This window comes from Pantoea sp. BS_8, assembly GCF_041954965.1.
Lineage (GTDB): Bacteria > Pseudomonadota > Gammaproteobacteria > Enterobacterales > Enterobacteriaceae > Pantoea > Pantoea stewartii.
Window position 1 is genome coordinate 22973 of sequence record NZ_JAVAXU010000005.1, and the last position, 21479, is coordinate 44451.

At 52.3% G+C, this 21479-nt stretch carries 25 protein-coding genes; 11 read left to right on the forward strand and 14 right to left on the reverse strand.

All coding sequences use genetic code 11. The features are described 5' to 3' along the window. The first annotated feature begins 16 nt into the window (after window positions 1-16). Together zwf and RAC65_RS11645 are read left to right on the forward strand one after the other, a co-directional pair. Complete coding sequence (gene zwf, locus RAC65_RS11640; RefSeq protein WP_367144055.1) at window positions 17-1387, forward strand: glucose-6-phosphate dehydrogenase; 1371 nt, start codon at window positions 17-19, stop codon at window positions 1385-1387. Window positions 1388-1404: 17 nt separating this feature from the next. After that, window positions 1405-2100, forward strand: a complete 696-nt coding sequence (locus RAC65_RS11645; protein ID WP_324030716.1) for an ROK family protein — start codon at window positions 1405-1407, stop codon at window positions 2098-2100. Between the two features lie 168 nt (window positions 2101-2268). Here RAC65_RS11645 and RAC65_RS11650 read toward each other — a convergent pair whose 3' ends face one another. Further along, entirely contained in the window at window positions 2269-2568 is a 300-nt protein-coding gene (locus tag RAC65_RS11650) for a CcdB family protein (RefSeq protein WP_324030717.1), read from the reverse strand. A gap of 2 nt (window positions 2569-2570) precedes the next feature. Further along, complete coding sequence (locus RAC65_RS11655) at window positions 2571-2789, reverse strand: type II toxin-antitoxin system CcdA family antitoxin (RefSeq protein WP_006121899.1); 219 nt, start codon at window positions 2787-2789, stop codon at window positions 2571-2573. Window positions 2790-3301: 512 nt separating this feature from the next. On the opposite strand from RAC65_RS11655, the gene RAC65_RS11660 reads away from it, so the two are divergent. Then, window positions 3302-3562: a hypothetical protein gene (locus RAC65_RS11660; RefSeq protein ID WP_054633991.1), complete on the forward strand. Its 261-nt coding sequence runs from the start codon at window positions 3302-3304 to the stop codon at window positions 3560-3562. A 201-nt stretch (window positions 3563-3763) separates the two neighbouring features. Here the strand turns inward: RAC65_RS11660 and RAC65_RS11665 are convergent, their stop codons facing one another. The 8 genes from RAC65_RS11665 to rutA all read right to left on the reverse strand — a co-directional run bounded on the left by RAC65_RS11665 (window position 3764) and on the right by rutA (window position 10054). Beyond that, window positions 3764-4147 carry an ATP-binding protein gene (locus RAC65_RS11665; RefSeq protein ID WP_054633992.1) on the reverse strand — a complete coding sequence of 128 codons (384 nt, stop codon included), beginning with the start codon at window positions 4145-4147 and terminating at the stop codon, window positions 3764-3766. A gap of 256 nt (window positions 4148-4403) precedes the next feature. Further along, a complete protein-coding gene (gene rutG, locus RAC65_RS11670) occupies window positions 4404-5741 on the reverse strand; it encodes a pyrimidine utilization transport protein G (protein WP_324030718.1) in 1338 nt (445 codons plus the stop codon). 31 nt (window positions 5742-5772) lie between these two features. Then, window positions 5773-6315, reverse strand: coding sequence for an NADH-dependent FMN reductase RutF (rutF, locus tag RAC65_RS11675; protein ID WP_367144051.1), 543 nt, complete (start codon window positions 6313-6315; stop codon window positions 5773-5775). 29 nt (window positions 6316-6344) lie between these two features. Beyond that, a complete protein-coding gene (locus tag RAC65_RS11680; RefSeq protein ID WP_006121913.1) occupies window positions 6345-6935 on the reverse strand; it encodes a malonic semialdehyde reductase in 591 nt (196 codons plus the stop codon). Beyond that, the gene (gene rutD / locus RAC65_RS11685) at window positions 6920-7759 is read right to left on the reverse strand and encodes a pyrimidine utilization protein D (protein WP_033742500.1); all 840 of its coding nucleotides are present in this window, start codon (window positions 7757-7759) and stop codon (window positions 6920-6922) included. The genes RAC65_RS11680 and rutD overlap by 16 nt, the downstream gene beginning before the upstream one ends. Window positions 7760-7801: 42 nt before the next feature. Next, on the reverse strand, window positions 7802-8188 hold the full coding sequence (gene rutC / locus RAC65_RS11690; protein WP_006121916.1) for a pyrimidine utilization protein C: 387 nt from the start codon (window positions 8186-8188) through the stop codon (window positions 7802-7804). A gap of 25 nt (window positions 8189-8213) precedes the next feature. Continuing rightward, entirely contained in the window at window positions 8214-8963 is a 750-nt protein-coding gene (rutB, locus tag RAC65_RS11695) for a pyrimidine utilization protein B (protein ID WP_006121917.1), read from the reverse strand. After that, window positions 8963-10054: a pyrimidine utilization protein A gene (gene rutA / locus RAC65_RS11700; RefSeq protein WP_006121918.1), complete on the reverse strand. Its 1092-nt coding sequence runs from the start codon at window positions 10052-10054 to the stop codon at window positions 8963-8965. Before rutA ends, rutB begins: the two co-directional genes overlap by 1 nt. Window positions 10055-10443: 389 nt before the next feature. On the opposite strand from rutA, the gene rutR reads away from it, so the two are divergent. Continuing rightward, the gene (gene rutR, locus RAC65_RS11705) at window positions 10444-11124 is read left to right on the forward strand and encodes an HTH-type transcriptional regulator RutR (RefSeq protein WP_375096775.1); all 681 of its coding nucleotides are present in this window, start codon (window positions 10444-10446) and stop codon (window positions 11122-11124) included. Between the two features lie 139 nt (window positions 11125-11263). Here rutR and RAC65_RS11710 read toward each other — a convergent pair whose 3' ends face one another. Together RAC65_RS11710 and RAC65_RS11715 are read right to left on the reverse strand one after the other, a co-directional pair. Next, the gene (locus tag RAC65_RS11710; protein ID WP_375096737.1) at window positions 11264-12019 is read right to left on the reverse strand and encodes an amino acid ABC transporter ATP-binding protein; all 756 of its coding nucleotides are present in this window, start codon (window positions 12017-12019) and stop codon (window positions 11264-11266) included. 1 nt (window position 12020) lies between these two features. After that, entirely contained in the window at window positions 12021-12713 is a 693-nt protein-coding gene (locus RAC65_RS11715) for an amino acid ABC transporter permease (protein WP_369974385.1), read from the reverse strand. 230 nt (window positions 12714-12943) lie between these two features. Between RAC65_RS11715 and RAC65_RS11720 the strand changes: the two genes are divergently transcribed. Genes RAC65_RS11720 through RAC65_RS11730 form a run of 3 tightly spaced genes read left to right on the forward strand, consistent with a single transcriptional unit; the run spans window position 12944 to window position 15690 of the window. Then, a complete protein-coding gene (locus tag RAC65_RS11720) occupies window positions 12944-13696 on the forward strand; it encodes an ABC transporter substrate-binding protein (protein ID WP_006121922.1) in 753 nt (250 codons plus the stop codon). Window positions 13697-13741: 45 nt separating this feature from the next. Continuing rightward, the gene (locus RAC65_RS11725) at window positions 13742-14347 is read left to right on the forward strand and encodes a cupin domain-containing protein (protein WP_006121924.1); all 606 of its coding nucleotides are present in this window, start codon (window positions 13742-13744) and stop codon (window positions 14345-14347) included. Window positions 14348-14361: 14 nt separating this feature from the next. Further along, window positions 14362-15690, forward strand: a complete 1329-nt coding sequence (locus tag RAC65_RS11730; RefSeq protein WP_033742493.1) for an FAD-binding oxidoreductase — start codon at window positions 14362-14364, stop codon at window positions 15688-15690. Window positions 15691-15893: 203 nt separating this feature from the next. Here the strand turns inward: RAC65_RS11730 and RAC65_RS11735 are convergent, their stop codons facing one another. Further along, window positions 15894-16118: a KTSC domain-containing protein gene (locus tag RAC65_RS11735; RefSeq protein WP_006121926.1), complete on the reverse strand. Its 225-nt coding sequence runs from the start codon at window positions 16116-16118 to the stop codon at window positions 15894-15896. 835 nt (window positions 16119-16953) lie between these two features. On the opposite strand from RAC65_RS11735, the gene fliD reads away from it, so the two are divergent. Both fliD and RAC65_RS11745 read left to right on the forward strand, forming a co-directional pair. Then, complete coding sequence (gene fliD / locus RAC65_RS11740; protein ID WP_033742492.1) at window positions 16954-18345, forward strand: flagellar filament capping protein FliD; 1392 nt, start codon at window positions 16954-16956, stop codon at window positions 18343-18345. Between the two features lie 690 nt (window positions 18346-19035). Further along, entirely contained in the window at window positions 19036-19971 is a 936-nt protein-coding gene (locus tag RAC65_RS11745; RefSeq protein WP_006121927.1) for a flagellin, read from the forward strand. Window positions 19972-20031: 60 nt separating this feature from the next. Here RAC65_RS11745 and RAC65_RS11750 read toward each other — a convergent pair whose 3' ends face one another. Next, window positions 20032-20598: an NADPH-dependent FMN reductase gene (locus RAC65_RS11750; RefSeq protein ID WP_033742489.1), complete on the reverse strand. Its 567-nt coding sequence runs from the start codon at window positions 20596-20598 to the stop codon at window positions 20032-20034. A gap of 104 nt (window positions 20599-20702) precedes the next feature. On the opposite strand from RAC65_RS11750, the gene RAC65_RS11755 reads away from it, so the two are divergent. Next, window positions 20703-20918: a DUF333 domain-containing protein gene (locus RAC65_RS11755; protein WP_226376372.1), complete on the forward strand. Its 216-nt coding sequence runs from the start codon at window positions 20703-20705 to the stop codon at window positions 20916-20918. Between the two features lie 3 nt (window positions 20919-20921). Next, window positions 20922-21425, forward strand: a complete 504-nt coding sequence (locus RAC65_RS11760) for a GNAT family N-acetyltransferase (RefSeq protein ID WP_058702553.1) — start codon at window positions 20922-20924, stop codon at window positions 21423-21425. Window positions 21426-21479 lie beyond the last annotated feature (54 nt).

Genomic DNA, 21479 nt, shown 5'->3' on the forward strand with positions numbered 1-21479 from the left:
GCGGAGGGATACAGCGATGGTGCAGCAACGATCAGACGTACTGGTAGTGTTCGGTGTCACGGGCGATCTTGCCTATAAAATGATCTTCCCTTCACTCTATGCAATGGTGAAGCGTAACACGCTCAATACGCCCATTATCGGTGTGGCGTTTGAAGACTGGACGCGCGACCAGTTGATTGTGCGTGCAAAAGAGTCGGTTGAAAAACACGTTGATGAGTTCGATGAGGCAGTCTTTGCTGCGCTGGCGGACAGGCTGTCCTATGTTTCCGGCGATTATCGCATTCAGTCAACATTCGATGGATTGCGCGATGCGCTGGGGGACCATCATCACCCGCTCTATTACCTGGCTATTCCCCCCTCGCTGTTTGAAACGGTCGTCACAGGTCTGCAAGAGGCAGGTATCGCGAAAGGTGCCCGCCTGATGGTGGAAAAGCCGTTCGGCCGCGATCTCGCGTCGGCAAAACAGCTGAACAACGTGCTTCACAACGTTTTCGATGAGGACGCGATTTTCCGTATCGATCACTTTTTGGGGAAGGAAGCCATCCAGAATCTCCTTTATTTTCGCTTTGCCAACAGCTTCCTCGAACCAATATGGAATCGCGATCATATCGAAAGCGTTCAGATTACTATGGCCGAGGACTTTGGTATTAAAGGACGTGGCAAATTTTATGATGAAGTTGGCTGCCTCCGCGATGTGATCCAAAATCACCTAGTGAATGTGCTTCTGTTGCTGACTATGGAACCTCCCGCCTCCGGCGCGTCTGACGATCTGGTTGATGAGAAAGTTCAGGTGCTGAAGGCCATTCCTCCCCTGTCAGACGATGATGTGGTTCGTGGACAGTTTGCAGGCTATACCGATGAACCCGGTGTCAACCCTTCCTCTTCGACAGAGACGTTCGCTGCGGTTCGTTTCCGGATTGCGACATGGCGCTGGAGTGGTGTTCCCTTTTTTATCCGTGCCGGAAAAAATCTGCCTGCGCATGCGACGGAAGTGATCGTGCGCTTCCGGCGACCACCCGTTACACTTTTCGATGACATTGCCAACGAGGCCGCTAACTATATCCGCTTTCGCCTTGGTCCGGATATTACGATCGGCATTGGGGCGCGACGCAAGGCGGCTGGCGAAAAGATGCGAGGTGAGGCCGTTGAGCTAACGGCGCTTGACGATGGCATCGGCGATATGGCGCCCTATGAGCGGCTGATAGGCGATGCGATGGCTGGCGATCGTCATCTTTTTACCCGACAAGACGCAGCGGAACTGGCCTGGAAGATCGTTGAGCCAGTACTGGATAAGAAAACCGTCCCCCTTTCCTACAAGCCCGGAACCTGGGGGCCGGATACGATGGCAGACTTTGCGCCCCCCGGCGGCTGGGTCGATCCCGATTGAGTTATGGAGCACTATCAATGACGCGGCAACCTAAAAAGAAAAAAGATGAAATCGTTCTGGCCATCGACATCGGCGGAAGCCATGTAAAAATCCTCTCCAGCGCTGGCGGGGTGAAAAAGAAGGCGGACAGTGGAAAGACAATGTCTGCGGCTGAAATGGTTGCTGTGGTTAAGAGCCTGGCTGAAGGCATGACCTACGATGTGATTGCAATGGGATATCCCGGTCCGGTCGCCCACAACAAACCGCTTCGGGAACCCGCCAACCTCGGTGAGGGCTGGGTGGGATTTGACTATGCGGGCGCATTCGGTTGCCCTGTTCGTATCGTCAACGACGCCCTGATGCAGGCGCTGGGTTCCTATCAGGGCGGACGCATGCTCTTTCTCGGTCTTGGCACGGGATTAGGTGCTGCGATGATCGTTGAGAATGTCGCTCAGCCCATGGAGATTGCTCACTTACCTTATCGCAAGGGCAATAGCTATGAACATTATGTGGGTGAAGCCTATCGGATAAAAAAGGGCAACAAAAAATGGCAAGAGCGTGTTTTTGATGTAGTGGAGATGCTGACCGCCGCGTTACAGCCTGAGTACGTCGTCTTAGGCGGCGGAAACGTAGGTGAACTCGATTCACTTCCGCCCAACTGCCGGAAAGGCGACAACACGCTGGCATTCGAAGGTGGATTTCGTCTCTGGAACGACCCAAACTTGATCACGTGATTCCTGCCTTTTAAGAAAGCCAGAATAGCGGTGCTGTGTTTTAGGTTTACTGCCGTGAACGTTTATTCGCGGCAGACTAACGAAAACCGCCAGCGAATGCGACATTCATAGCTGGCCGACCCGCCCCGTCATTGCCGGTGACCGGCATCGGTGGGTTAAGAAAACCTGTCAGAAACCCCAAAAAAGCCTGAAAATGGCGTTTTTTATTGCTGCTTCATACTGACTGACATCACCCACTTTATCCCCTAACGCTTTCACCGGGACAGATGCAATGTCGGTTGTCACAACGCGGTACTTGCTGCCGTTAACCAGTACCTCAGGATAAAGTTCACCTGAACCCACGAACTCGCCCGGAAGAGCAAGGGGGGCAACCATTAAACGGCCTGGTGTGTCTATCAGGTAGCTTTGTATTTCAACAAGATAAGGATATTTTTTACCATTCTTGTGTGAGTAAACGTCAAATTGCATCCCTACCAGTTCCTGTACATATCAGAAAGCGATCCCTCTTCTCCCACAAAGTCAGAGAAGGCTTTCATGCTTTCACGGTTTTCTTCTTTCCAGCGTTCAGCCCGGATTCTGCGAGCCTCAGTAGTGACAAGCTCGTTAACCATTTTAGAAAGGTTTAAACCCGCAGATGAAAATATCTCGTAGGCTTCTTTATCAATGGTGACGTTAGTTCTGTATTTCATGTACACCTCCGAAGTGTGAGTTATAAGTATACACTGCTGATACACACCAGCAAGGAACGATTTTTAGGTGTACTTTGCTTTCACGTGCGCCTGGTTTGACCCGCCCGAAAAGCGTTGTTCAGCTTGTCAGACTGCTTATGACCCTGAATGTACGATCGCACTGGCCCAGAGAAAAATGTCTGCTCAGATAACAGGCTCTTTCTGAATAAGTGGCCACTTTGTTTACGGTCTTGCACGGGCCAAAGCAGATAGCCGTGAAGAAAAACGAAACGGTGACGATATACTAGCTGACCACTTGTCCGCGTTTCTGATGCGGATAGCTTTCTGTTGAAACCTTTCAGCGACAGGAAGGAAGGTGAATGCAGGAAGCGGATTAATGTAAGTGCAGGTTTAACTCTCGTTGTGCGGCAAGAGCAGAGGGACGGCAAAAAGCTCGTCCTGGTGGTCCGTCTGCCGTGGTTACTCATACACAATAAAAAAGTTTCAAGCTAGCCATTTGACTGGAGCACCGCATGTTAGACACCAGCATATATCACACCTCAGAAACAACCACCGGCGTTTCCTGCTCACCCACTAACCTGGTGACCCTCAGGGACAGAAATAATAAAACATGGATGATCCAGAAAGAGCTTATTGCCTGGGTCCGTGAAGAAGAATTTTCAAAAGGTTGCCGCGTCGTTCTGTCTAACGACAAATGGTTTGACGTTCCTCTCGGTATCGATGAACTGGTAAGCGCGCTAGGTTTGCCGGTTCCACCACATACTGACGACTAAGTGGGCGCCGTGAGACAGGTGCATAAGTGCCTGTCCAAAAAATATCACAGAACTGCGATGCCATAGGTTGAGTGCGTGTGCCGCTCAGAACGTATCGTTGAGTCTGTTGTTATCAGCATGGACATACGTAGGGTGACACTGCGTTCGCCCGGCGCAACAGCTTATCAGTCCAGTACATCCGCTCATAACAGGCATTCGGCACTAACATACCAACGACTTTTCCAGCAAAGTAATATTTTTGCCCGCCGAGTATTCGATCCGAAATTTATCCACATACCACAAAATCAATTTCAGCCCTCTGCCGCTTTCCTGGGTCATTGTCTGGTCAGAAAAAGCATCACAACGTGCCGCCTGGAGGCGTTCAGCGGGAAATACACTCCCCTCGTCCATAAAGCGAAGCGTAATGCTGATGTCTGACGCAATAAATTCCACTGTAAACCGGCGGTGACTGTCTTCGTTTAGCGCATGACGAATGATATTGGTTGCTGTCTCACACGCGGCGAGATCGAGTGAGAACCGCCAGTCATCATTCACGGGTAACGCATTGAGAATCAAAACGGGAAAACGGTGGGCAGTAATGTCCATGAGGAAAGCATTCAACGTGACGACTAAGGTAAATTGCCTGAAAACCCACGGTTTTTTTGCGAAAACCTCTTATGGAGTTGGGCTGATGCTACCGTGTACGGAGCACAGCCCTGTTTCACTGGCGGGCAGAGCGTTTTTCTTCCGCTTAGCCTCTTTGTTTCCTGAATGATGCTTTACGGGTGCGTAAAAAACACCCGGTTGTCGTTCCGGCCCGCTCCGCCCTTCCTGCTTCTCCGGCTGAGGAAAAGATCCCGGTTTACTCCTTCACCACCGCCTCCGTCTTCACCCCTGGCTGTGCGCTTGCCATTTTGCTTCGGCTCAAAAATGCATTCAGCAAAATCGCCCCGAAGGTCGCAGTGCCGATCCCGCCCATGCTGAAGCTGCCGAGCGTCAGGGTAAAGTTGCCTGCGCCTAAAACCAGCGTGACCGCGACCATGATAAGGTTGCCGTTCAGCCCCAGGTCGACGTGGTTTTGTACCCAGATGCGGGCACCTGCCACGGCAATCAGCCCAAATACCACAATGGATGCGCCGCCGAGCACCGGGCCAGGAATGGTGTGGATCAGTGCGCCAAATTTAGGTGAGAAGCCCAGCACAATGGCAATAACCGCCGCGGCGACGAAAATCGGCGTGGAGTAAATTTTGGTGACAGCCATAACACCTATGTTTTCTGCATAGGTTGTCACGCCCGTTCCACCTGCGGAGGCGGACAGCATCGTCGCCAGTCCATCACCGACAAACGCGCGGCCCATGTAGGGATCAAGGTTTTTACCGGTCATACCAGCCACCGCTTTAATATGGCCGAGATTTTCTGCGACAAGGATTACTGCGACCGGCGCGATCATCAGCATGGCATGCGCGCTGAATACTGGCGTCGTAACGGTTGGTGCGCCAAACCAGGGTGCCTGAGCGACCGCGCTAAAATCCACCGGCGTGCCCAGCCCAAGGCCGTTGGTGATGACCATATAAATCAGATAAGCGGCCACCAGCCCCAGTAACAGCAACAGGCGCTGCACCAGACCGCGGGTGAATACGGCTACCGAACCGATGCAAAGCACGGTCATGACGGCCATCCAGCTGTCAAACGAGGAGGCGGAGACGCTGTGAATCGCAATCGGCGCGAGGTTTAGCCCAATCGCCATGACCACGGCACCGGTCACCACGGGCGGCATCAGACGTTCAATCCACCGCGTGCCAACCGCCATTACGATAAAACCGATCACCATATAGAGCAGGCCGCAGGCAATAATCCCGCCAAGGGCCACACCGATATTGGGATTCGCACCCTGACCACTGTAGCCGGTTATCGCGATAACCAGTCCGACGAAGGCGGCACTGGACCCGAGGTAACTCGGTACGCGACCGCCTACCACCAGGAAGAACAGTAAGGTACCGATCCCCGACATCAGGATGGCCATATTAGCGTCAAAGCCCATCAGTAAGGGCATGAGGACCGTGGCGCCAAACATCGCTACCGTATGTTGCAATCCCATAATGATCGTCGTGCCTGACGGCAGCCGTTCATCCGGCGCGATGACGACGCCATCCAGATTGCCTTCTCTTTTACGCCATTGTGGAAACCAGGTATTTGCCATGCACGACCCTTACTAAGTTGAGAGGAGTGAGTTAACAGGCTGTCTGACGCATCAGTGGATGATAGCGCCGGTCGAAATACACCAGTCCGTGGCCGTTGTCATTGCGCTGAATAGCAACGACTTCACAAAACAAAATATCGTGGGTGCCGACGCTGGTGATCTGCGTAATGTTGCAGTCAAACGACACCAGCGCATCAGTGAGGATCGGCGATCCGGTGGCAAGGCTGGCCCAGTCAGCGGCCGCGAAACGCGCATCCATCGGTGTCTTTCCGCCGAACAGATTGGACAGCGACGCATGACCGTCTGAGAGCGTGTTAACGCACAGCACCTGGTTTTGCGTAAACGCCGCATGAACAGAGGCCGCGCGGTTCAGGCATACCAGCAACGTCGGTGGCGTATCGGTCACGCTGCATACCGCAGAGGCGGTAAAACCGGCCCGTCCACCTGCCCCGTCTGTGGTGATGATGTTGACGGCGGAACCCAGGTGCGCCATCGCATCGCGGAACTCTTGCTTTTCAACGGCAGCCTGTTTAACAGCGGTTGCGGACTGTGTGGCGTTCAGAGTGGATTGCATGCTCGTGTCCTCATAATGAAACAGGGTGCTTACAGCACGCGGCAGGCGCGGTCAAAGTCAAGACGCGGTGCGCGCGGATACAGTTTGCTGCTGTCGCCGTAACCGATGTTGATGAGAAAGTTGGATTTCCAGCCCGTCTGCGCCAGGAAGGTTTCATCCACTTTCGCATTGTCGAAACCAGACATCGGTCCGGTGTCCAGTCCGAGTGAGCGGCAGGCCATAATCAGATAGGCTGCCTGCAGACTGCTGTTGCGAAATGCCGTATCGTGCGCCAGCTGCGGGCTGGAGGTGAACCACGAACGCGCATCGCCGGAGGGAAACAGTTCGGGCAGTAATTCATAAAACGCAGGATCCCAGGCAATGATCGCCGTCACCGGTGCAGTCAGGGTTTTCTTCAGATTGCCGCTGGACAGCGCCGGTGCCAGTTTCTCTTTGGCCGCCTGGCTCTGGATAAACACAATGCGCACCGGGCTGCAGTTTGCAGATGTTGGCCCCATGCGCGCCAGCGCGTAAATCGTTTCCAGCTGTTCATGGGTCACCGGTTTATCCAGCCAGCCGTTATGGGTGCGGGCGTCAGTGAACAGGGTTGCCAGGGCGCTGGCGGTTAAGGCTTCGGCCATGATATCTCCGTTGAAAAGGGCTCGGACACGATGTCAGCTGCATGAAAAGCATGCCGCCGCAGCCAGTCCAGTAAAATCGGGTTAAACGTATCGGGGTCGGTCACACTCATGGCGTGACCGCCATACTGCATTTGCTGGTGCTCCCCCAGAGGAAGACGGGCAGCGAGATCGGCCGAGCGCTGCCAGGGCACCAGCAAATCGTCTTTACAGCTCAGCGCCAGCGTCGGTGCGATCACCCCGTCGAGCGAGGCGGCCAGGTCAGACGTCATCAGCGCCTGTAAGCGATGCAGCAGATTTTCCATTCCCTGAAAATGCGCCACCTGATGCTGGCGCTCTTCCTGTAATAACGCCTCATGTTCAGAAAGCCAGTCGCCCGGATACAGAAACAGGGGCTGCGCCTGAACATACGCATCCACCCCGCTGTTAAGCAGCAGGTTCTGGCGGACCTCAAAGCAGCGACGCGTCTGGCTGTCGAGCGTTGCCCATCCGTTGATGACCACCAGACTTTGCAGTAAGGCCGGATAACGCAGTGCAAGATGCAGGCCAACGATGCCGCCGAGTGCGTGACCGACCAGATGGCAGCGGCGGATATCCAGCCCGTTGAGCATGCCCGCCAGCTCATCGGCCATATCCTCCATGCGGTAACCGGCCGGAACGGTGCCCTGACTCAGGCCGGTGCCGTGCTGGTCATAAATCACGACGCGAAAATACTGTGTCAGTACAGGCAGTTGCGGCTGCCAGAAACTGCCGGAACCGCCCAGCCCTGAAGAGAGCACGACCGTGTCTGCATCGGCATTATCTTTACCTAATACCTTGTAATACATGCTGTTTCCTCAGGGTTATCAGAACAGATGCCGGTAAACAGATTACTTGCCGATGTGGGCAATCGTTGCGATCTCAATCAGGGCATCCGGCTTCACCAGCCCGCACTGAATACAGAAACGCGCGGGTTTTTCACCGGGAAAATACTCGGCGTAGACCTGATTGATTGCCCCGTAATTGGCCCAGTCGGTGATAAAGATGGAATTCATGGTGACGTCCTCCATTGTGCCGCCTGCGGTTTCAATCACGTTTTTGATGATCTCCAGAACGTGACGGGTTTGTGCCGCGGCATCGCCAACGTGCACCACGTTGTTGTCTTTATCAAACGGCAGCGTCCCGGAAACGTACACCACGCCATCGGCGAGCGTGCCCGGAACAAAAGGTGCCAGTGGCACTCCACTGCCAGCGGGAATAATGGCGCTTTTAGGCATCGTTGATTGTCCTTTGTAAAAGCGGTCAGGCCGCGTGTTGTTCAGTTTTGTAGCCAACAGCGTCACAGAACTGACGCACGTTAGAGACCCAGCCAAAAAAGGTTTCAATGTTATAAATCGCGGCTTTCTGTGCGAATTCCGGGCCAGCCTGGTGCGTCGCGTCTTCCAGTACGACGCCAAAATATTCCAGGAAAAAGCCATCGCGCAGGGTGGATTCCACGCAGACATTCGTGGCGATGCCGGTAAACACCAGATGATGAATGCCATAGCTGCGCAGCAGACTGTCGAGCTGGGTATTAAAGAAGCCGCTGTAACGGGGTTTGGGCAGCACAATATCGCCCGGCTGCGGCTGAAGCTCATCGACCAGATCGTAATCCCAGTCGCCTTTTGCCAGCAGTTTGCCCATCAGCTCCGGGCGTTTGCGCATGGTTTTTAGCGCATTGGATTTATGGAAGTTCGGCGACCCCGCACCGCCGGCTTCGACATACTGATTATCCCAGCCGTTCTGGAAGAAAATCACTTTGATGCCCGCCGCGCGTGCGGCGGCAATCGCCACTTTAATATTGGCGATCACCGGCGCGGTGGCAGAGACATCAAAGCCCGCCAGATCCAGGTAACCGCCCTGTGACGCATAGGCATTTTGCATATCCACGACAATCAGCGCAGTTTGCTGCGGGGTAAAAGCGATGGCTTCAGGACGGGCTGTGAGGACCGTTTCCTCGCCGGTATTGTGGGGTTCGCGGCGGACCACTGACGGATTCTCAACAACGTTCATTATGCGACCTCTTTCTGCGCAATGCCGATGTGCTGGCGGGTTTTCATTAATGGCTGAATGTAGCGGCCAAAGTTTTCGATGCCCTCAACGAAGTCGTCAAAGGTCAGCAGGACGCCGCCAGCGCCGGGCACGGTGTCGATTTCATCGAGCATTCTGGCGACGCTGGCCCAGGAGCCGACCAGTGTGCCCATATTGATGTTGACCGCTGAGGTGGGATCCGCCATCTGACGGACATTGGTATCGCTGCCGGATTGGGTGTCCTTGCTGCTCTGATCGGTCAGCCACGCGAGCGCCTCGGCGTCAGCCCCGGCTTTATACAGCTCCCATTTGGCGCGCGCGGCCTCATCGGTTTCATCGGCGATGACCATGAACAGCACATAAGAAGATACGTCGCGGTTTTCAGCCTCTGCCGCTTTTTTCATGCGGGCGGCGGTTGGCGCGAAGGCCGTTGGTGTATTGACGCCCTTGCCGAAGCAGAAATTAAAGTCGGCATGTCTGGCAGAAAACGCCATGCCTGCATCACTTTGCCCGGCGCAGATCACTTTCATCTCGCTTTGCGGGCGGGGACTGACGCGGCAGTCGTCCATTTTGAAGAATTCGCCGTCGAGCGTGCAGTGGCCGGTGCCCCACAGATCGCGCAGCACGCTCACGTATTCGGTCAGGTAATCATAGCGGCGGGTAAAATAGTCATCGCCCGGCCACATGCCCATTTGCTCGTACTCGGGTTTTTGCCAGCCGGTGACAACGTTGACACCGAAACGGCCGTTAGAGATGGAATCAATGGTGGCGGCCATGCGCGCGACGATCGCCGGCGGCATCACCAGCGTAGCGGCCGTGGCGTAAAGTTGGATGCGAGAGGTCACGGCGGCCAGTCCGGCCATCAGCGTGAACGACTCCATATTGTGTTCCCAAAATTCGGTTTTACCACCGAAGCCGCGCAGTTTAATCATGGAAAGCGCAAAATCGAAATGATAGTGCTCCGCTTTTTGCACGATGGTTTTGTTCAGGTCGAAGGTCGGTTTGTACTGCGGTGCAGTTTCTGAAATTAACCAACCGTTGTTGCCGATAGGAATAAAGACACCGATTTTCATCGCTCACCTCGATTAAAAGTAATACGTACCAATACAAGGGCTTACGAAAATCTCTGCGCGGCTTGAGTGCGTCCTGCGGGTTCCGAATTGCACCGTGCTGAAATCTCCAGACGCAAAAGTCTTTGCAAAGCAGGTGCCAGTTTTAAAATAAATAACCTTTTCAAAGGGTTGAAAGTTTGAATGGAAGATAACTGGAGCAAACGGTCCGTTTCGGACCCGTTGTTCAAAAATAACTGCACAGATAACAGGCAAGATTGAGCAAAAAGGGTGCAAATCGCTCAACTGTTGATTTCAGAGCGCGTGAATAATGAGCGTTACGATAGTCGCCCCTGCCCCCATTTGTTATAATTCACGCCTTGCTGTTTGTCTCAGGAGATGTTGTGAAGCCATTGGTCGAACACCCGCACGCTGCCGCCGGAGAGCAAAAATCCGTTAGCCCAGGTTCCAAAACCACAACGCGACGCTCGCGGGCGGTTGCTGCCAAACGTGGCGCTATCATGAACGCCGCACTGGAATTTTTTTCACTCTATGGCTTTCACGGCACCCGGCTGGAGCAGGTTGCAGAACGGGCTGACGTCTCGAAAACTAACCTCTTTTATTACTTCCCGACAAAAGAAGCGCTCTATATTGATGTGCTGAAAGGACTGCTGGATATCTGGCTGGCGCCGTTAAAGGCCTTACAGCCCGATCAGCATCCACTGGAAGCCATTAGAGAATATATTCGCCTGAAACTCTGTGTGTCCCGCGATCATCCGCAGGCTTCGCGTCTTTTTTGCCTGGAGATGGTTCAGGGCGCGCCGTTGCTGAAACAGGAGCTGGGGGGCGGCCTGAAAACCCTGGTAGAAGAGAAATGCGATGTCATTCGGGGCTGGATTAAAGATGAGCGCATTGCCCCCGTCGATCCAATGCAGTTGATTTTTATGCTGTGGGCAACGACGCAGCATTACGCCGATTTTAGCGTGCAGGTTGAGGCAATCACCGGTAAAACGCTCAGCGATCCGGCGTTTTTCGACCAGACGGTAAAAAACCTTCAGCACATTATTACTGAAGGCATTCAGATGCGGGCTTAATCCGCCTGGCGGGGGCGTTTGTACCGACGCCTCAGCGAAAGGTTGCCAGAGATTTTGCTCGACGCAGCGTCGGGTGACAGGCAGGGCCACTCATCTCAGCTGAATGGCTAGCGAAGCCCGATCAAACGGGCCGTTTGAATTAGGTATTCATCAGACTCTGTACGCCTGTGTTGCCCAGTACGCGGCGCAGGAAATCCTGCGTGCGCGCTTCCTGAGGCCGCAGCAGCACCTCATCCGCATGCCCCTGCTCTACAATCTGTCCGCTGTGCAGAAAACACACACGATCGGCGACCTCTCTTGCAAACTGCATCTCATGCGTTACCACGATCATGGTCATTCCCTGCTGGGCCAGGTTGCGCATAACCTGCAGCACTTCGCCGACCAGTTCTGGGTCCAGCGCGGATGTCGGCTCATCAAAAAGAATGGCTTTCGGCTGCAGGGCTAGCGTGCGGGCAATTGCTACGCGCTGCTGCTGACCACCGGAAAGCTGCGACGGCCGGGCGGAAACTTTGTCGCCCAGCCCTACTCTTTCCAGCAGCTCTTTGGCCATCTTTTCGGCTTTACTGCGTGTCTCGCCATTGACGTAAATCGGCCCTTCCATCACGTTTTCCAGCACGCTACGGTGAGGAAAAAGATTATAGCGTTGAAAAACCATACCGATCTGGCGACGAAGCGCGTTGATACGTTTGCTTTTACTGTCAACATGCTGATCAAGCACGCGGATGGCGCCGCTTTCATAGGTTTCCAGCCCGTTGATACAGCGCAGCACCGTCGATTTCCCGGAGCCTGAAGGCCCGACCAGGCACACCACTTCGCCCTCTTCGACGCGAAAACTCACCCCTTTCAGCACTTCAACTGCACCAAAGCGCTTATGGACATCAAGAATTTCAATCATCTCATGCTCCTTTTTTCTGGCGATTTTCAAGGTGCCTGGTAAAAGCCAGCAACGGCATGCATAACGTCAGGTAGAGCAACGCCACCAGCGTATACACAGTGGTGTTATCAAAGGTTGAAGCCGCCAGAAGCTGGCCCTGGCGGGTCATTTCGGTAACCGCGATCGTTGACGCCAGCGCTGAGTCTTTCAGCATCATGACCAGGGTATTGCTGTATGGCGGCAGTGCGACATGAAAAGCCTGAGGCAGAATGACGCGTCGCATCGCTTTAAAGAAGCTCATGCCCATAGAGCGCGCCGCCTCAAGCTGACCACGATCCACCGATTCAATACCGGAACGAAAAATCTCGGCCAGGAAGGTTGAAAAGCAAAACGCGATACCGATGACGCTGGCCTGAAAGGATGTCAGGGTAATGCCGATATCGGGGAAAACGAAATAGATGTAGAACAGCACCACAATCATCGGCAGGGCGCGAGTGATATTAATGATGACGCTGACGGGCCAGGAAATGATTTTAAAAGGACACATTTTTGCGGCAGCGAAGATCAACCCCAGCGGCGTACTGATGAGCAAGGACAGTAGCGTGATATAAATCGTCATTTCAGCCCCTTGCAAAAGAAAGGGAAGGTAAACATGAATGCTGCTCCAGTCCATTATGCGCTCCCGCCGGTGTTGAGTGTCATGCTTCAAATTCATTTAAATGAATATGTTTATCAGTAAATACTGTCAAACTTTTCATCTGATGACGTCATAGCATTAACTTATTAGTGTAATAAAGTGCATTGAAAGCCCACTGACTGGGGAAATCAAAGGGTTTTATGTTAATTTGTGAGGCGCAACATTTTTAGAAAAGAAAAGATTGACAGGCAGGAATTTAATTTCATTATAGTGAAATTAATTGTTCACATGTCAATCAGGAGTAAGTGATGTCTCTTCGGTCGCACGTTACCATGGCTTTATTCTCTGTTGCCCTTGGTCTCACTTGCAGTGCGCAGGCAGCGCCACTGACGGCAGGCTCTCCGCCTTCCAGCGCGCCTACCACGTTTCTGGATACCAAAACCGGTAAAATTGAAGGCTTCATGCCGGACGTGGCCGCGGAAGTGGCCAAACGTCAGAAGCTTGACATCAACTTTACCGCGGTGCCTTTCTCGACGCTGATTCAGTCTGTAATTGCGGGCAAAATCGATATGATTGTGGCCGGGATGACACCCACACCAGAGCGCGAAAAACGTATTGCGTTCTCGCAGCCAGTCACTGCGTTTGGACCGGGGCTGGTCGTGCGTGATGACAATAAAAAAGTCTATCGCTCGCAGCAGGATCTGAAAGGCGACATCGTCGGCACCATGGCGGGCACCGATTATACGCAGGCGCTGATTAAGAGCGGTATCGCGAAAGAGGTGAAAGTGTATGACAGTCCGGCAGATATGATGCGCGATCTGTCCCTGGGCCGTATCGCTGCGGGGATGAACGATTACCCGATAATGAAATATCAGGAAAAATCTGGCGCGTACAAAGGTATGCATGTGGTGGACGGTTACAAGCCTGAGCATATCGCACCTATGGCCTTTGGCGTGAAAAAAGGGAACGATAAGCTACTTGCCGATATTAATACTGCCCTGACGGCAATGAAGGCCGACGGCACATTGCAAAAAATCAAAGCGAAGTGGGGAATGCCTTAATCGCGTGTTGATGCACGGAGGCACGCAACCTTAAGGAACATGGTGATGAAAACAGCGTTAATGCACTCAGAGGATCTGAGTGCCGTCGAGATGACGATTGGCTTACGACTAAAGCAGATACGCAAGTCGCGCAATATGACCATCAAGGCACTGGCGGAACAGGCCAATGTGTCGGCGGGAGCCATCAGCCAGATTGAGCGCAATCTGGCTAACCCCACGGTACGGGTGCTTGAGCAACTTCGCGTGGTCCTGAATGTCCCACTGACCGCTTTTCTTGAACAAAATGAAGAGATGCGACCCGGTGCTGAACATTATGTCCGGCGCTGGCGTGAGCGGCCGCATTTTGAAGTTGGCAGGCAGGGCATAACCAAGGCGATGTTATCGCCTTCTGGCGAACATGATATTCAGTTTATGTATATCAGCATCCCTCCCCGCACGCGTTCGGAAGAAATGCTGACAGGCATTGGTGAAAAAGCAGGTGTAGTCATGGAAGGCCGTCTCACGCTGGAGGTGAACGGTGAGGCGACCTTCATCGAAGCGGGCGACAGTTTTCAGTTTAAAAGTCATCTTCCGCATAACATTTTTAACGACAGCGACACTGAAGCCCGCGTGTTGTGGATTATGCATATTCCGCCCCGACATCATATTTGAAACAAGGTTAACCCATGCGAATTAAGGTCGATAGCGTCAGTGACAGTTCCGTCTTCCCCACCTCTGTTGATGTTGTTGTGATAGGCGGTGGGATTGTGGGGACGTCAACGGCATATGAACTGGCGAAACAGGGGGTTTCTGTTGCGCTGTTTGAGAAAGGTGTGATTGCCGGTGAACAGTCAGGCCGAAACTGGGGCTGGGTTCGTCAACAGAACCGTGATTTGCATGAGTTACCAATGGCGATGCGAAGCCTGCAGCGCTGGGATGAGCTGAGTGGTGAAATCGGGATGGATTTGGGCTTCAGGCGCAGCGGTATCCTCTATGGCACGCTAAATGAAGCTGACCTGGCGCGCTGGGAAAAATGGGGACAGCAGGCAAAACAGATTGGCTTTACCAGCCAGTTGCTCTCCGCGCGTGAAGCACAGGAGCGCATTGGGGACAAAACTCCATGGCGAGGCGGTGTATGGTCACCGACAGATGGTCGTGCAGAACCGTCGCAGGCGGTACCGGCCATTGCGAAAGGCGCGCAAAAGCTGGGAGCCAGCATTTTTCAGCGTTGCGCGGTGCGCGCGCTGGATATCAGCGCGGGCCGTGTTTCTGGCGTCTGGACAGAACGCGGACTGGTTAAAGCCAGCCGGGTAATTTGCTGCGGCGGTGCGTGGAGTTCGCGTTTCTGCAGACAATATGGCGTAGAACTCCCTGCCGCCAATATTCTGGGTACGGTATTTAAAACAACCGCCGCTCCTGAGGTCGTCAAAGGCTGTCTGAGCACGCCTAATCTTTGCCTTCGCCGCCGTCTGGACGGCAGTTACACCGTTGCCGTTCCGGGCCTTGGCCAGATTGATTTAGCACCGCAGAACATCCGTTATGCTGCGAAGTTTTATCCCATGTTCCGCAGCAAGGTCGCTAAAAAACTGAAAATCCGCCTGAACGGTTCATTCTTTTCTGGTCCTGAAGCGTCTGGAAGCTGGTCGCCCGACAGGCCCTCGCCGTTTGAAAAGATCCGGGTGCTTGATCCCACGCCGGACAAGCGCATCATTCACGATGGCCTGGCCGAGTTGATTCGCGTCTTCCCCGAACTGGAGGGCATCAAAGTCGATTATGCCTGGGCCGGCTGGATTGATACCACCCCGGATTTGGTGCCGGTGATTGATCAGGTGAGCCAGCTCCCCGGCATGTTTATTGCCTCAGGCTTTAGTGGCCACGGTTTTGCCATCGGACCCGGTGCGGGACTGATGTGTGCACAGATGTTAACGAATAAGCCCGTTTATACGGACCTGACGCCCTACCGGCTCTCACGCTTCGAGAAAGGTAATGCGATTCGCCAACCGCAAATGATGTAACTGCGCTGATAACAGACAGGCCATGCGAACAGCGCATGGCCGTTATCGAATGCAGCCCGCTCAGGCATGTTTTTAGCGCTGTAGCGCCGCCTGATTTGTCCGACGTGAAAACCCCTGCCCGGCCCTACTCAACCCGCACCTGAATATGGCCGCGGGATTTCGCACAACCCTCCAGACTCAGCGCGGCCTTTTCTGCGTGTCCGTTACTGTGAATCCCGCTTGTGATGCATAGAAAAGTAGCGATTATCAATGCTTTCGCGGAAAAAGCTATCGGGATCCACCGCGGCACAAAATCCCTGGTAAACCCGGGCAGGAACGGCCAGCCAGCGCCGGCAACTTCCGTTGCGATATTCAAGCTCGAGCACACCCGAAGTGGGATCGAATCCTGCGCTGCGAAATAAAGAAGAGTTAATATCGTGTCGTTTCATGAAAGATAGTCCGTACCGGTTAAGCCCAGGCCTGCATCATTGCCGCGCTGGCAGAGCGGCAATGTATCACAGACTTCCCCATTGTTGAGCAACCTTCAATGCGCTGACAAATAACAGTTATTGATGACACCGCGCGCTGACATGGCTTTTACCGGATCAAGCCCGTCTTCAGTAAAGGCTGGTCCTGCTAATATACACGAGCAATGTGGCAGTGATTTTTCACCAACCAGAACCACGGCTGACAGGCGTTGACAACGTCTGACAAGATCGTTGTGCTACCTTATCTGAAACCGTCCCCTCAATTTATCCTCACCAGGGGGATGTAAATAAATATTTCAAACGTAAGCGTTAACGATTTTTAAAATTCTTTTTTGTTGAGTGCGCAGTGCCGTAAAAATAAAAACTTTAGGGCTAAAAGAAAGATAAAAGGCAAATGCATCGATTAGGATTTAATGATTTTTTAATAAGAAATAATTTGAGTTAGCACCCTATTTCCTTCTGGTCACGCCAGGGGGGGTTTATTCACAGCAGGTTTCAGCTGCACGACCGTACTTGTCTCGTCAAAGTGCACAGGTTTAGCGACACCGCCAACACGACTGCAATTTAATTTCATGATTAGCAAAGGGTTAATTTGTCCATTTACGAATACACTCAATAAAAAGACCTGAAAAAAATGACAATCTGTTTTGCTGTTAACATTTTTTTACCAGCTTAACGAAAAATTGATGGTCATGAAATGACCATAAACCGATTTGCAACAACGCGCAAAATCAGAAAAATGCCTGATTAATGCGTTGTATCTTCATGTCTGGTGTCACTTCATCAGGACAAGAAAATGGCAAGCATAAGCTCACTTGGCGCTGGTACTAACCTCGACCTCAACACGTTATATGATAATTTACAGTCAGCTGAAGAAGCGCAGTTGACTCCAATTACCACACAGCAGGCGTCATACAATGCGCAACTGACAGCCTGGGGCGTGGTACAAAGTTCAATGTCAAAATTGCAGACAGCCGCTGCGGCTTTGCAAAACGCATCAAGCATAGCGACCACGAAGGTCACCAGTACGAATACGGCGTTTACCGCCACGCTTGCCAGCAATGCCGCTGCCGGAAACTATTCCGTTGAAGTGGATCAGTTGGCCGCATCACAGTCACTGCTCTCCAAATCAGCCAGTAGTGAAACAGCGCAGCTTGGCGACAGCAGCATGGCTTCCCGCACGATCACGATCAGCCAGCCTGGACAGAAATCCCCGCTGACCGTGACGTTAAACCAGAACCAGACAAGCCTGACTGCTATTCGTGACGCGATTAACCAGCAACAGGGCAGCGTAAACGCCAGCGTTATTATGGCGAACGACAATACCTATTATTTGTCCCTGACCGCACGTGACAGCGGGACGGCGAATGAAATGACCGTCAGTACCAACGACTCAACGTTGGCACAGTATGTCAATTACAGCAGTGGTGGCAGTAATAATGGTATGACAGAACAGGTTGCCGCTCAGGATGCGCAGATAAAAGTGAATGGTTTATCAATTACCCGCAGCAGCAACATTGTGACGGATGCACCGGAAGGTGTAACCCTGAATTTAAATAAAGTGAATACCGGCTCGCCGGAAACGTTATCCATCGCGTCAGATACATCGCCGATGTCGACAGCAATCCAGACATATGTGGATGCGTATAATTCGCTGCAAAAAACCATTGCCGATCAAACAAACTATACGCCTGTACAAGCCGGACAGGCGCAGAGTGCTGACAATGGCGATCTGCTCGGTGATAACACGTTAATGAATATTCAGACCAGCCTGCGCAGTCAGTTTTCTGATCCTCAGTCGGGTAATATTCAGGAGCTGTCTCAACTGGGCATTACACAGGATGATAAAGGTGACCTGACCGTGGACAGTACGAAACTGAATAATGCGCTGACGAATCAGCCCGCCGATGTTTTAGCGTTTCTGACCGGCGATGGAAAGACAACCGGCTTTGCGACAGAGGTGACGAATAATCTCAACCAAATGCTGGCGAGTAATGGTACCGTTTCGAACGCCACAACAGGGATTAATACGTCGTTGAAGCAGCTCTCAGATCAATACAATACTGTTAACGACCAAATCACCACGATTATGGCGCAGTATAAAACGGAATTTACCAATCTGAGTACGCTGGTTTCTTCTATGACGCAGACCGGTAACTATCTGGCTGCACAATTCGCAAAAATGTAATAGCCGCCTTATCTTATTACTCTGCAGACAGATATCTTGTAAAAGATATCTGTCTGGTCATTATCTTCCCTTCATCGTTCTGCTTTACTGTTTCTGAATAGCGGTAACGCTTTACCACTCTCTTTCAGATCTAATTCATACGTAATACAGGTTTAGATTAATTTCTCCCGTTTCTGTGAAACCAGCGGCAGTGATTGGGCCGTGCTACCCTGCCCACTTGCTTTGCAATGCAATACCACTCATCCTCTCTGACCACGTTGCGCCAGGACGTAAAACGATTTTCGCATAACTTTCATTATTTCAAAGTGTTACACGGAAGTAATGATATATCTTGGCGGGCTTTTTTAGACAGGTTTAATACAGGTTTTCTTATCAATGCATAAACAGGAAGAAAATAAGGCAACCGCCTGGCATCAGGGACTTTTTCTGATATTTAATTATCCGTGCTATTTAACAGTAAATGCTGTAACAAAAAGTTTTTAAGGTTAAGGAATTAAGTAATTTGGTTGTATTTGATGTGTGGTAATAATTCTTTTTTACAAGGATACCGCAGGCGTTTCCTTTCGCTTAAAACGGCACTTCTGCTATTCACGAATTAATCTTATCTGGCGATTTTTAATTAAAGTTCTGTGGTTTCGTTTCGATAATAATAATGCGTAAATCATACGTTCTCCTTAGAAGGAATTTATCATGTCAGTGATTAACACTAACGTTCTGTCGCTCATCACTCAGAATAACCTGGATAAGTCTCAGTCTTCTCTGGGTACCGCTATTGAACGTCTGTCATCGGGCCTGCGTATTAACAGCGCAAAAGATGATGCCGCGGGTGAAGCGATTGCTAACCGTTTTACGTCAAACATCAACGGTCTGACCGTTGCTGCGCGTAACGCGAACGACGGTATTTCATTGTCTCAGACAGCGGAAGGTGCGCTGGATGAGATAAACAACAACCTGCAGCGCGTCCGCGATCTGACCGTTCAGGCGCAGAACAGCTCCAACTCTGCTTCGGATATCGATTCGATTCAGGCTGAAGTTAACCAGCGCATGCAGGAAATCGACCGCGATACCAAGCAGACCGATTTTAACGGACTCAAAGTACTGAACACCGGTTCAGGCAGCACCACCTACAACTTCCAGGTTGGTGCGCAGGATGGCCAAACGATCGGAATTACCATCAGTTCAAGTGACAGTTTTGACCTGGCCGCAGCAGGTAACGCCTCTTCTGGTAACGTGCAAAACACCAGTTCAACAACCGGTCAGACAGTGAATGGTACAGCCCGCAGCACCGCGGCTATCGGCTTTGACGTACTGAAAGGTGCCGTTACCGGTGGATCGGGCGGTACAGCATCTGGCAGCACACCGCTGGCAGATATTGATAAAGCGATTAAAGCCGTTGACAGTCAGCGTAGCCTGTTGGGTGCGTCTCAGAACCGTTTTGAGTCCACCATCAGCAACCTGAACAACACCGTCACCAACCTGACTGCTGCCCGCAGCCGTATTCAGGATGCGGACTACGCGACGGAAGTGTCGAATATGTCACGTGCTCAGATCCTCCAGCAGGCAGGTTCCTCGGTACTGGCGCAGGCCAACCAGGTGCCACAGACGATGCTGTCATTACTGCGTTAAGAGCCAATTCAGGAACCACGCCTGTTACAGGCGTGGTTCTTATCACTCAGCGGCGGTTTGTCAGCTCACCTTTCGAATGAAGTCGCTAAATGCCGCTAACTGCTTAGCCAGATGCTCTCTTGTACCCTGTTCAATCACCTCTCCGGCCTGCTCATCCACTTTATTCTGGATAACGCCCCCCATGAATTCCGGTTTGTTTAACACCATCGCATCCAGAAAAACCAAAATCTGCCGCAGATGATACTGACAGCGTGCGCCACCGATAGCACCCATTGAACTCGTTTGAATCGCCACGGGCTTACCGGCTAAAGGCTGATTGGGCACGCGAGACAACCAGTCGATGGCATTTTTCAGTCCGCCAGGAACGGAGTAGTTGTATTCAGGGGTCACGATAATGACGCCATCAGCCTGGCGGATCTGTTCAGCCAGCGCCGTGACGGTATCTGGAATGCCTGCTTCCTGCTGGATATCCGCATCATAAAGTGGAATATCCCGGATTGACGGCAGCGCTTCTACCACCACGCCCTGCGGTGCCAGTTGCGGTAGCGCATGCGCAATCATCGCGTTGTACGATCCTTTTCTCAGGCTGCCCAGTAAGGTAACCATTTTTAACGGTTTGTCTGACATTGTCGTTCCTCTTTTCGATGGCTAAGTGCGTTTTCACGCCACGTCTGGAATATACTATGGCGTTTCTGACGGATTAAAAGTGAGTGGTTATGCGGCAATTTTTGTTGGTTTTAACATCAATTTTGGTCGTGGGCTGTGCGCCGGATCATCGCACCCGGACATCAGGCCTCGCCAATCCGGCCTCACAGCATTGTCTGGCCGTTGGCGGAAAAAGCGATATTGTAAAAACGCCAACGGGTGAAGTGGGCTACTGTATCCTGCCTTCGGGTGAACATATCGAGGAATGGACCTTGTACCGCCGTGACGAATCGAAGGGGTAAGCTGTGGTGAATTCTGACCGCTCGGTTATCAGACTGGCGACCCTGCACGATCTGGCCGGAATTACAGCCCTGCTTCAGGCAAACTCGGCCGGACGCGGCGGCACACTGAATGGGGATTTTCCTGCCGATAAAGTTGAAGGGATGCTGCGTCGCGCCGGTGTCAGGACAGTGGTTGCCCAGCGCGATGAGGCGATTACCGGCGTATTATTTAGCGCCATTCCCACTCAGCACGAACCCGAGATGATTAACGCGATGCTTCATGCGTGGCCACCGGGGTGGCACTGTTGGCTCTACGGCCCGGTTTGTATCAGTGAGGCTGAACGGGGAAAGGGATTGCTAAAACGCCTTTATCACCACATGTGCCAGTATCATCAGGGCGCACCTGTGTTATTTATTCAGGCGCAAAACAGCCGTTCAATTCAGGCCCATCAACGCCTTGGCATGTACCCGGTGGCAAAGTTTGCTATGCAAGATGAAGATTTTTTTGTCTATAGCCATCAGGGTTAGCAACCTCAAAACCGCCGCGCATAGCACAAAAGGAAACCTGCTTCCGATGCAGAT

Bases quoted from the DNA above. Each gene is read 5' to 3' on its own strand.
- rutD (WP_033742500.1), bottom strand. From the start codon at position 7,759: ATGTATTACAAGGTATTAGGTAAAGATAATGCCGATGCAGACACGGTC.
- RAC65_RS11730 (WP_033742493.1), top strand. From the start codon at position 14,362: ATGCGAATTAAGGTCGATAGCGTCAGTGACAGTTCCGTCTTCCCCACC.
- RAC65_RS11720 (WP_006121922.1), top strand. From the start codon at position 12,944: ATGTCTCTTCGGTCGCACGTTACCATGGCTTTATTCTCTGTTGCCCTT.
- RAC65_RS11715 (WP_369974385.1), bottom strand. From the start codon at position 12,713: ATGAATTTGAAGCATGACACTCAACACCGGCGGGAGCGCATAATGGAC.
- RAC65_RS11725 (WP_006121924.1), top strand. From the start codon at position 13,742: ATGAAAACAGCGTTAATGCACTCAGAGGATCTGAGTGCCGTCGAGATG.
- fliD (WP_033742492.1), top strand. From the start codon at position 16,954: ATGGCAAGCATAAGCTCACTTGGCGCTGGTACTAACCTCGACCTCAAC.
- RAC65_RS11660 (WP_054633991.1), top strand. From the start codon at position 3,302: ATGTTAGACACCAGCATATATCACACCTCAGAAACAACCACCGGCGTT.
- rutB (WP_006121917.1), bottom strand. From the start codon at position 8,963: ATGAACGTTGTTGAGAATCCGTCAGTGGTCCGCCGCGAACCCCACAAT.
- zwf (WP_367144055.1), top strand. From the start codon at position 17: ATGGTGCAGCAACGATCAGACGTACTGGTAGTGTTCGGTGTCACGGGC.
- RAC65_RS11745 (WP_006121927.1), top strand. From the start codon at position 19,036: ATGTCAGTGATTAACACTAACGTTCTGTCGCTCATCACTCAGAATAAC.
- RAC65_RS11645 (WP_324030716.1), top strand. From the start codon at position 1,405: ATGACGCGGCAACCTAAAAAGAAAAAAGATGAAATCGTTCTGGCCATC.
- RAC65_RS11650 (WP_324030717.1), bottom strand. From the start codon at position 2,568: ATGCAATTTGACGTTTACTCACACAAGAATGGTAAAAAATATCCTTAT.
- rutC (WP_006121916.1), bottom strand. From the start codon at position 8,188: ATGCCTAAAAGCGCCATTATTCCCGCTGGCAGTGGAGTGCCACTGGCA.
- RAC65_RS11735 (WP_006121926.1), bottom strand. From the start codon at position 16,118: ATGAAACGACACGATATTAACTCTTCTTTATTTCGCAGCGCAGGATTC.
- RAC65_RS11665 (WP_054633992.1), bottom strand. From the start codon at position 4,147: ATGGACATTACTGCCCACCGTTTTCCCGTTTTGATTCTCAATGCGTTA.
- rutG (WP_324030718.1), bottom strand. From the start codon at position 5,741: ATGGCAAATACCTGGTTTCCACAATGGCGTAAAAGAGAAGGCAATCTG.
- RAC65_RS11655 (WP_006121899.1), bottom strand. From the start codon at position 2,789: ATGAAATACAGAACTAACGTCACCATTGATAAAGAAGCCTACGAGATA.
- RAC65_RS11680 (WP_006121913.1), bottom strand. From the start codon at position 6,935: ATGGCCGAAGCCTTAACCGCCAGCGCCCTGGCAACCCTGTTCACTGAC.
- RAC65_RS11710 (WP_375096737.1), bottom strand. From the start codon at position 12,019: ATGATTGAAATTCTTGATGTCCATAAGCGCTTTGGTGCAGTTGAAGTG.
- RAC65_RS11750 (WP_033742489.1), bottom strand. From the start codon at position 20,598: ATGTCAGACAAACCGTTAAAAATGGTTACCTTACTGGGCAGCCTGAGA.
- rutA (WP_006121918.1), bottom strand. From the start codon at position 10,054: ATGAAAATCGGTGTCTTTATTCCTATCGGCAACAACGGTTGGTTAATT.
- rutF (WP_367144051.1), bottom strand. From the start codon at position 6,315: ATGCAATCCACTCTGAACGCCACACAGTCCGCAACCGCTGTTAAACAG.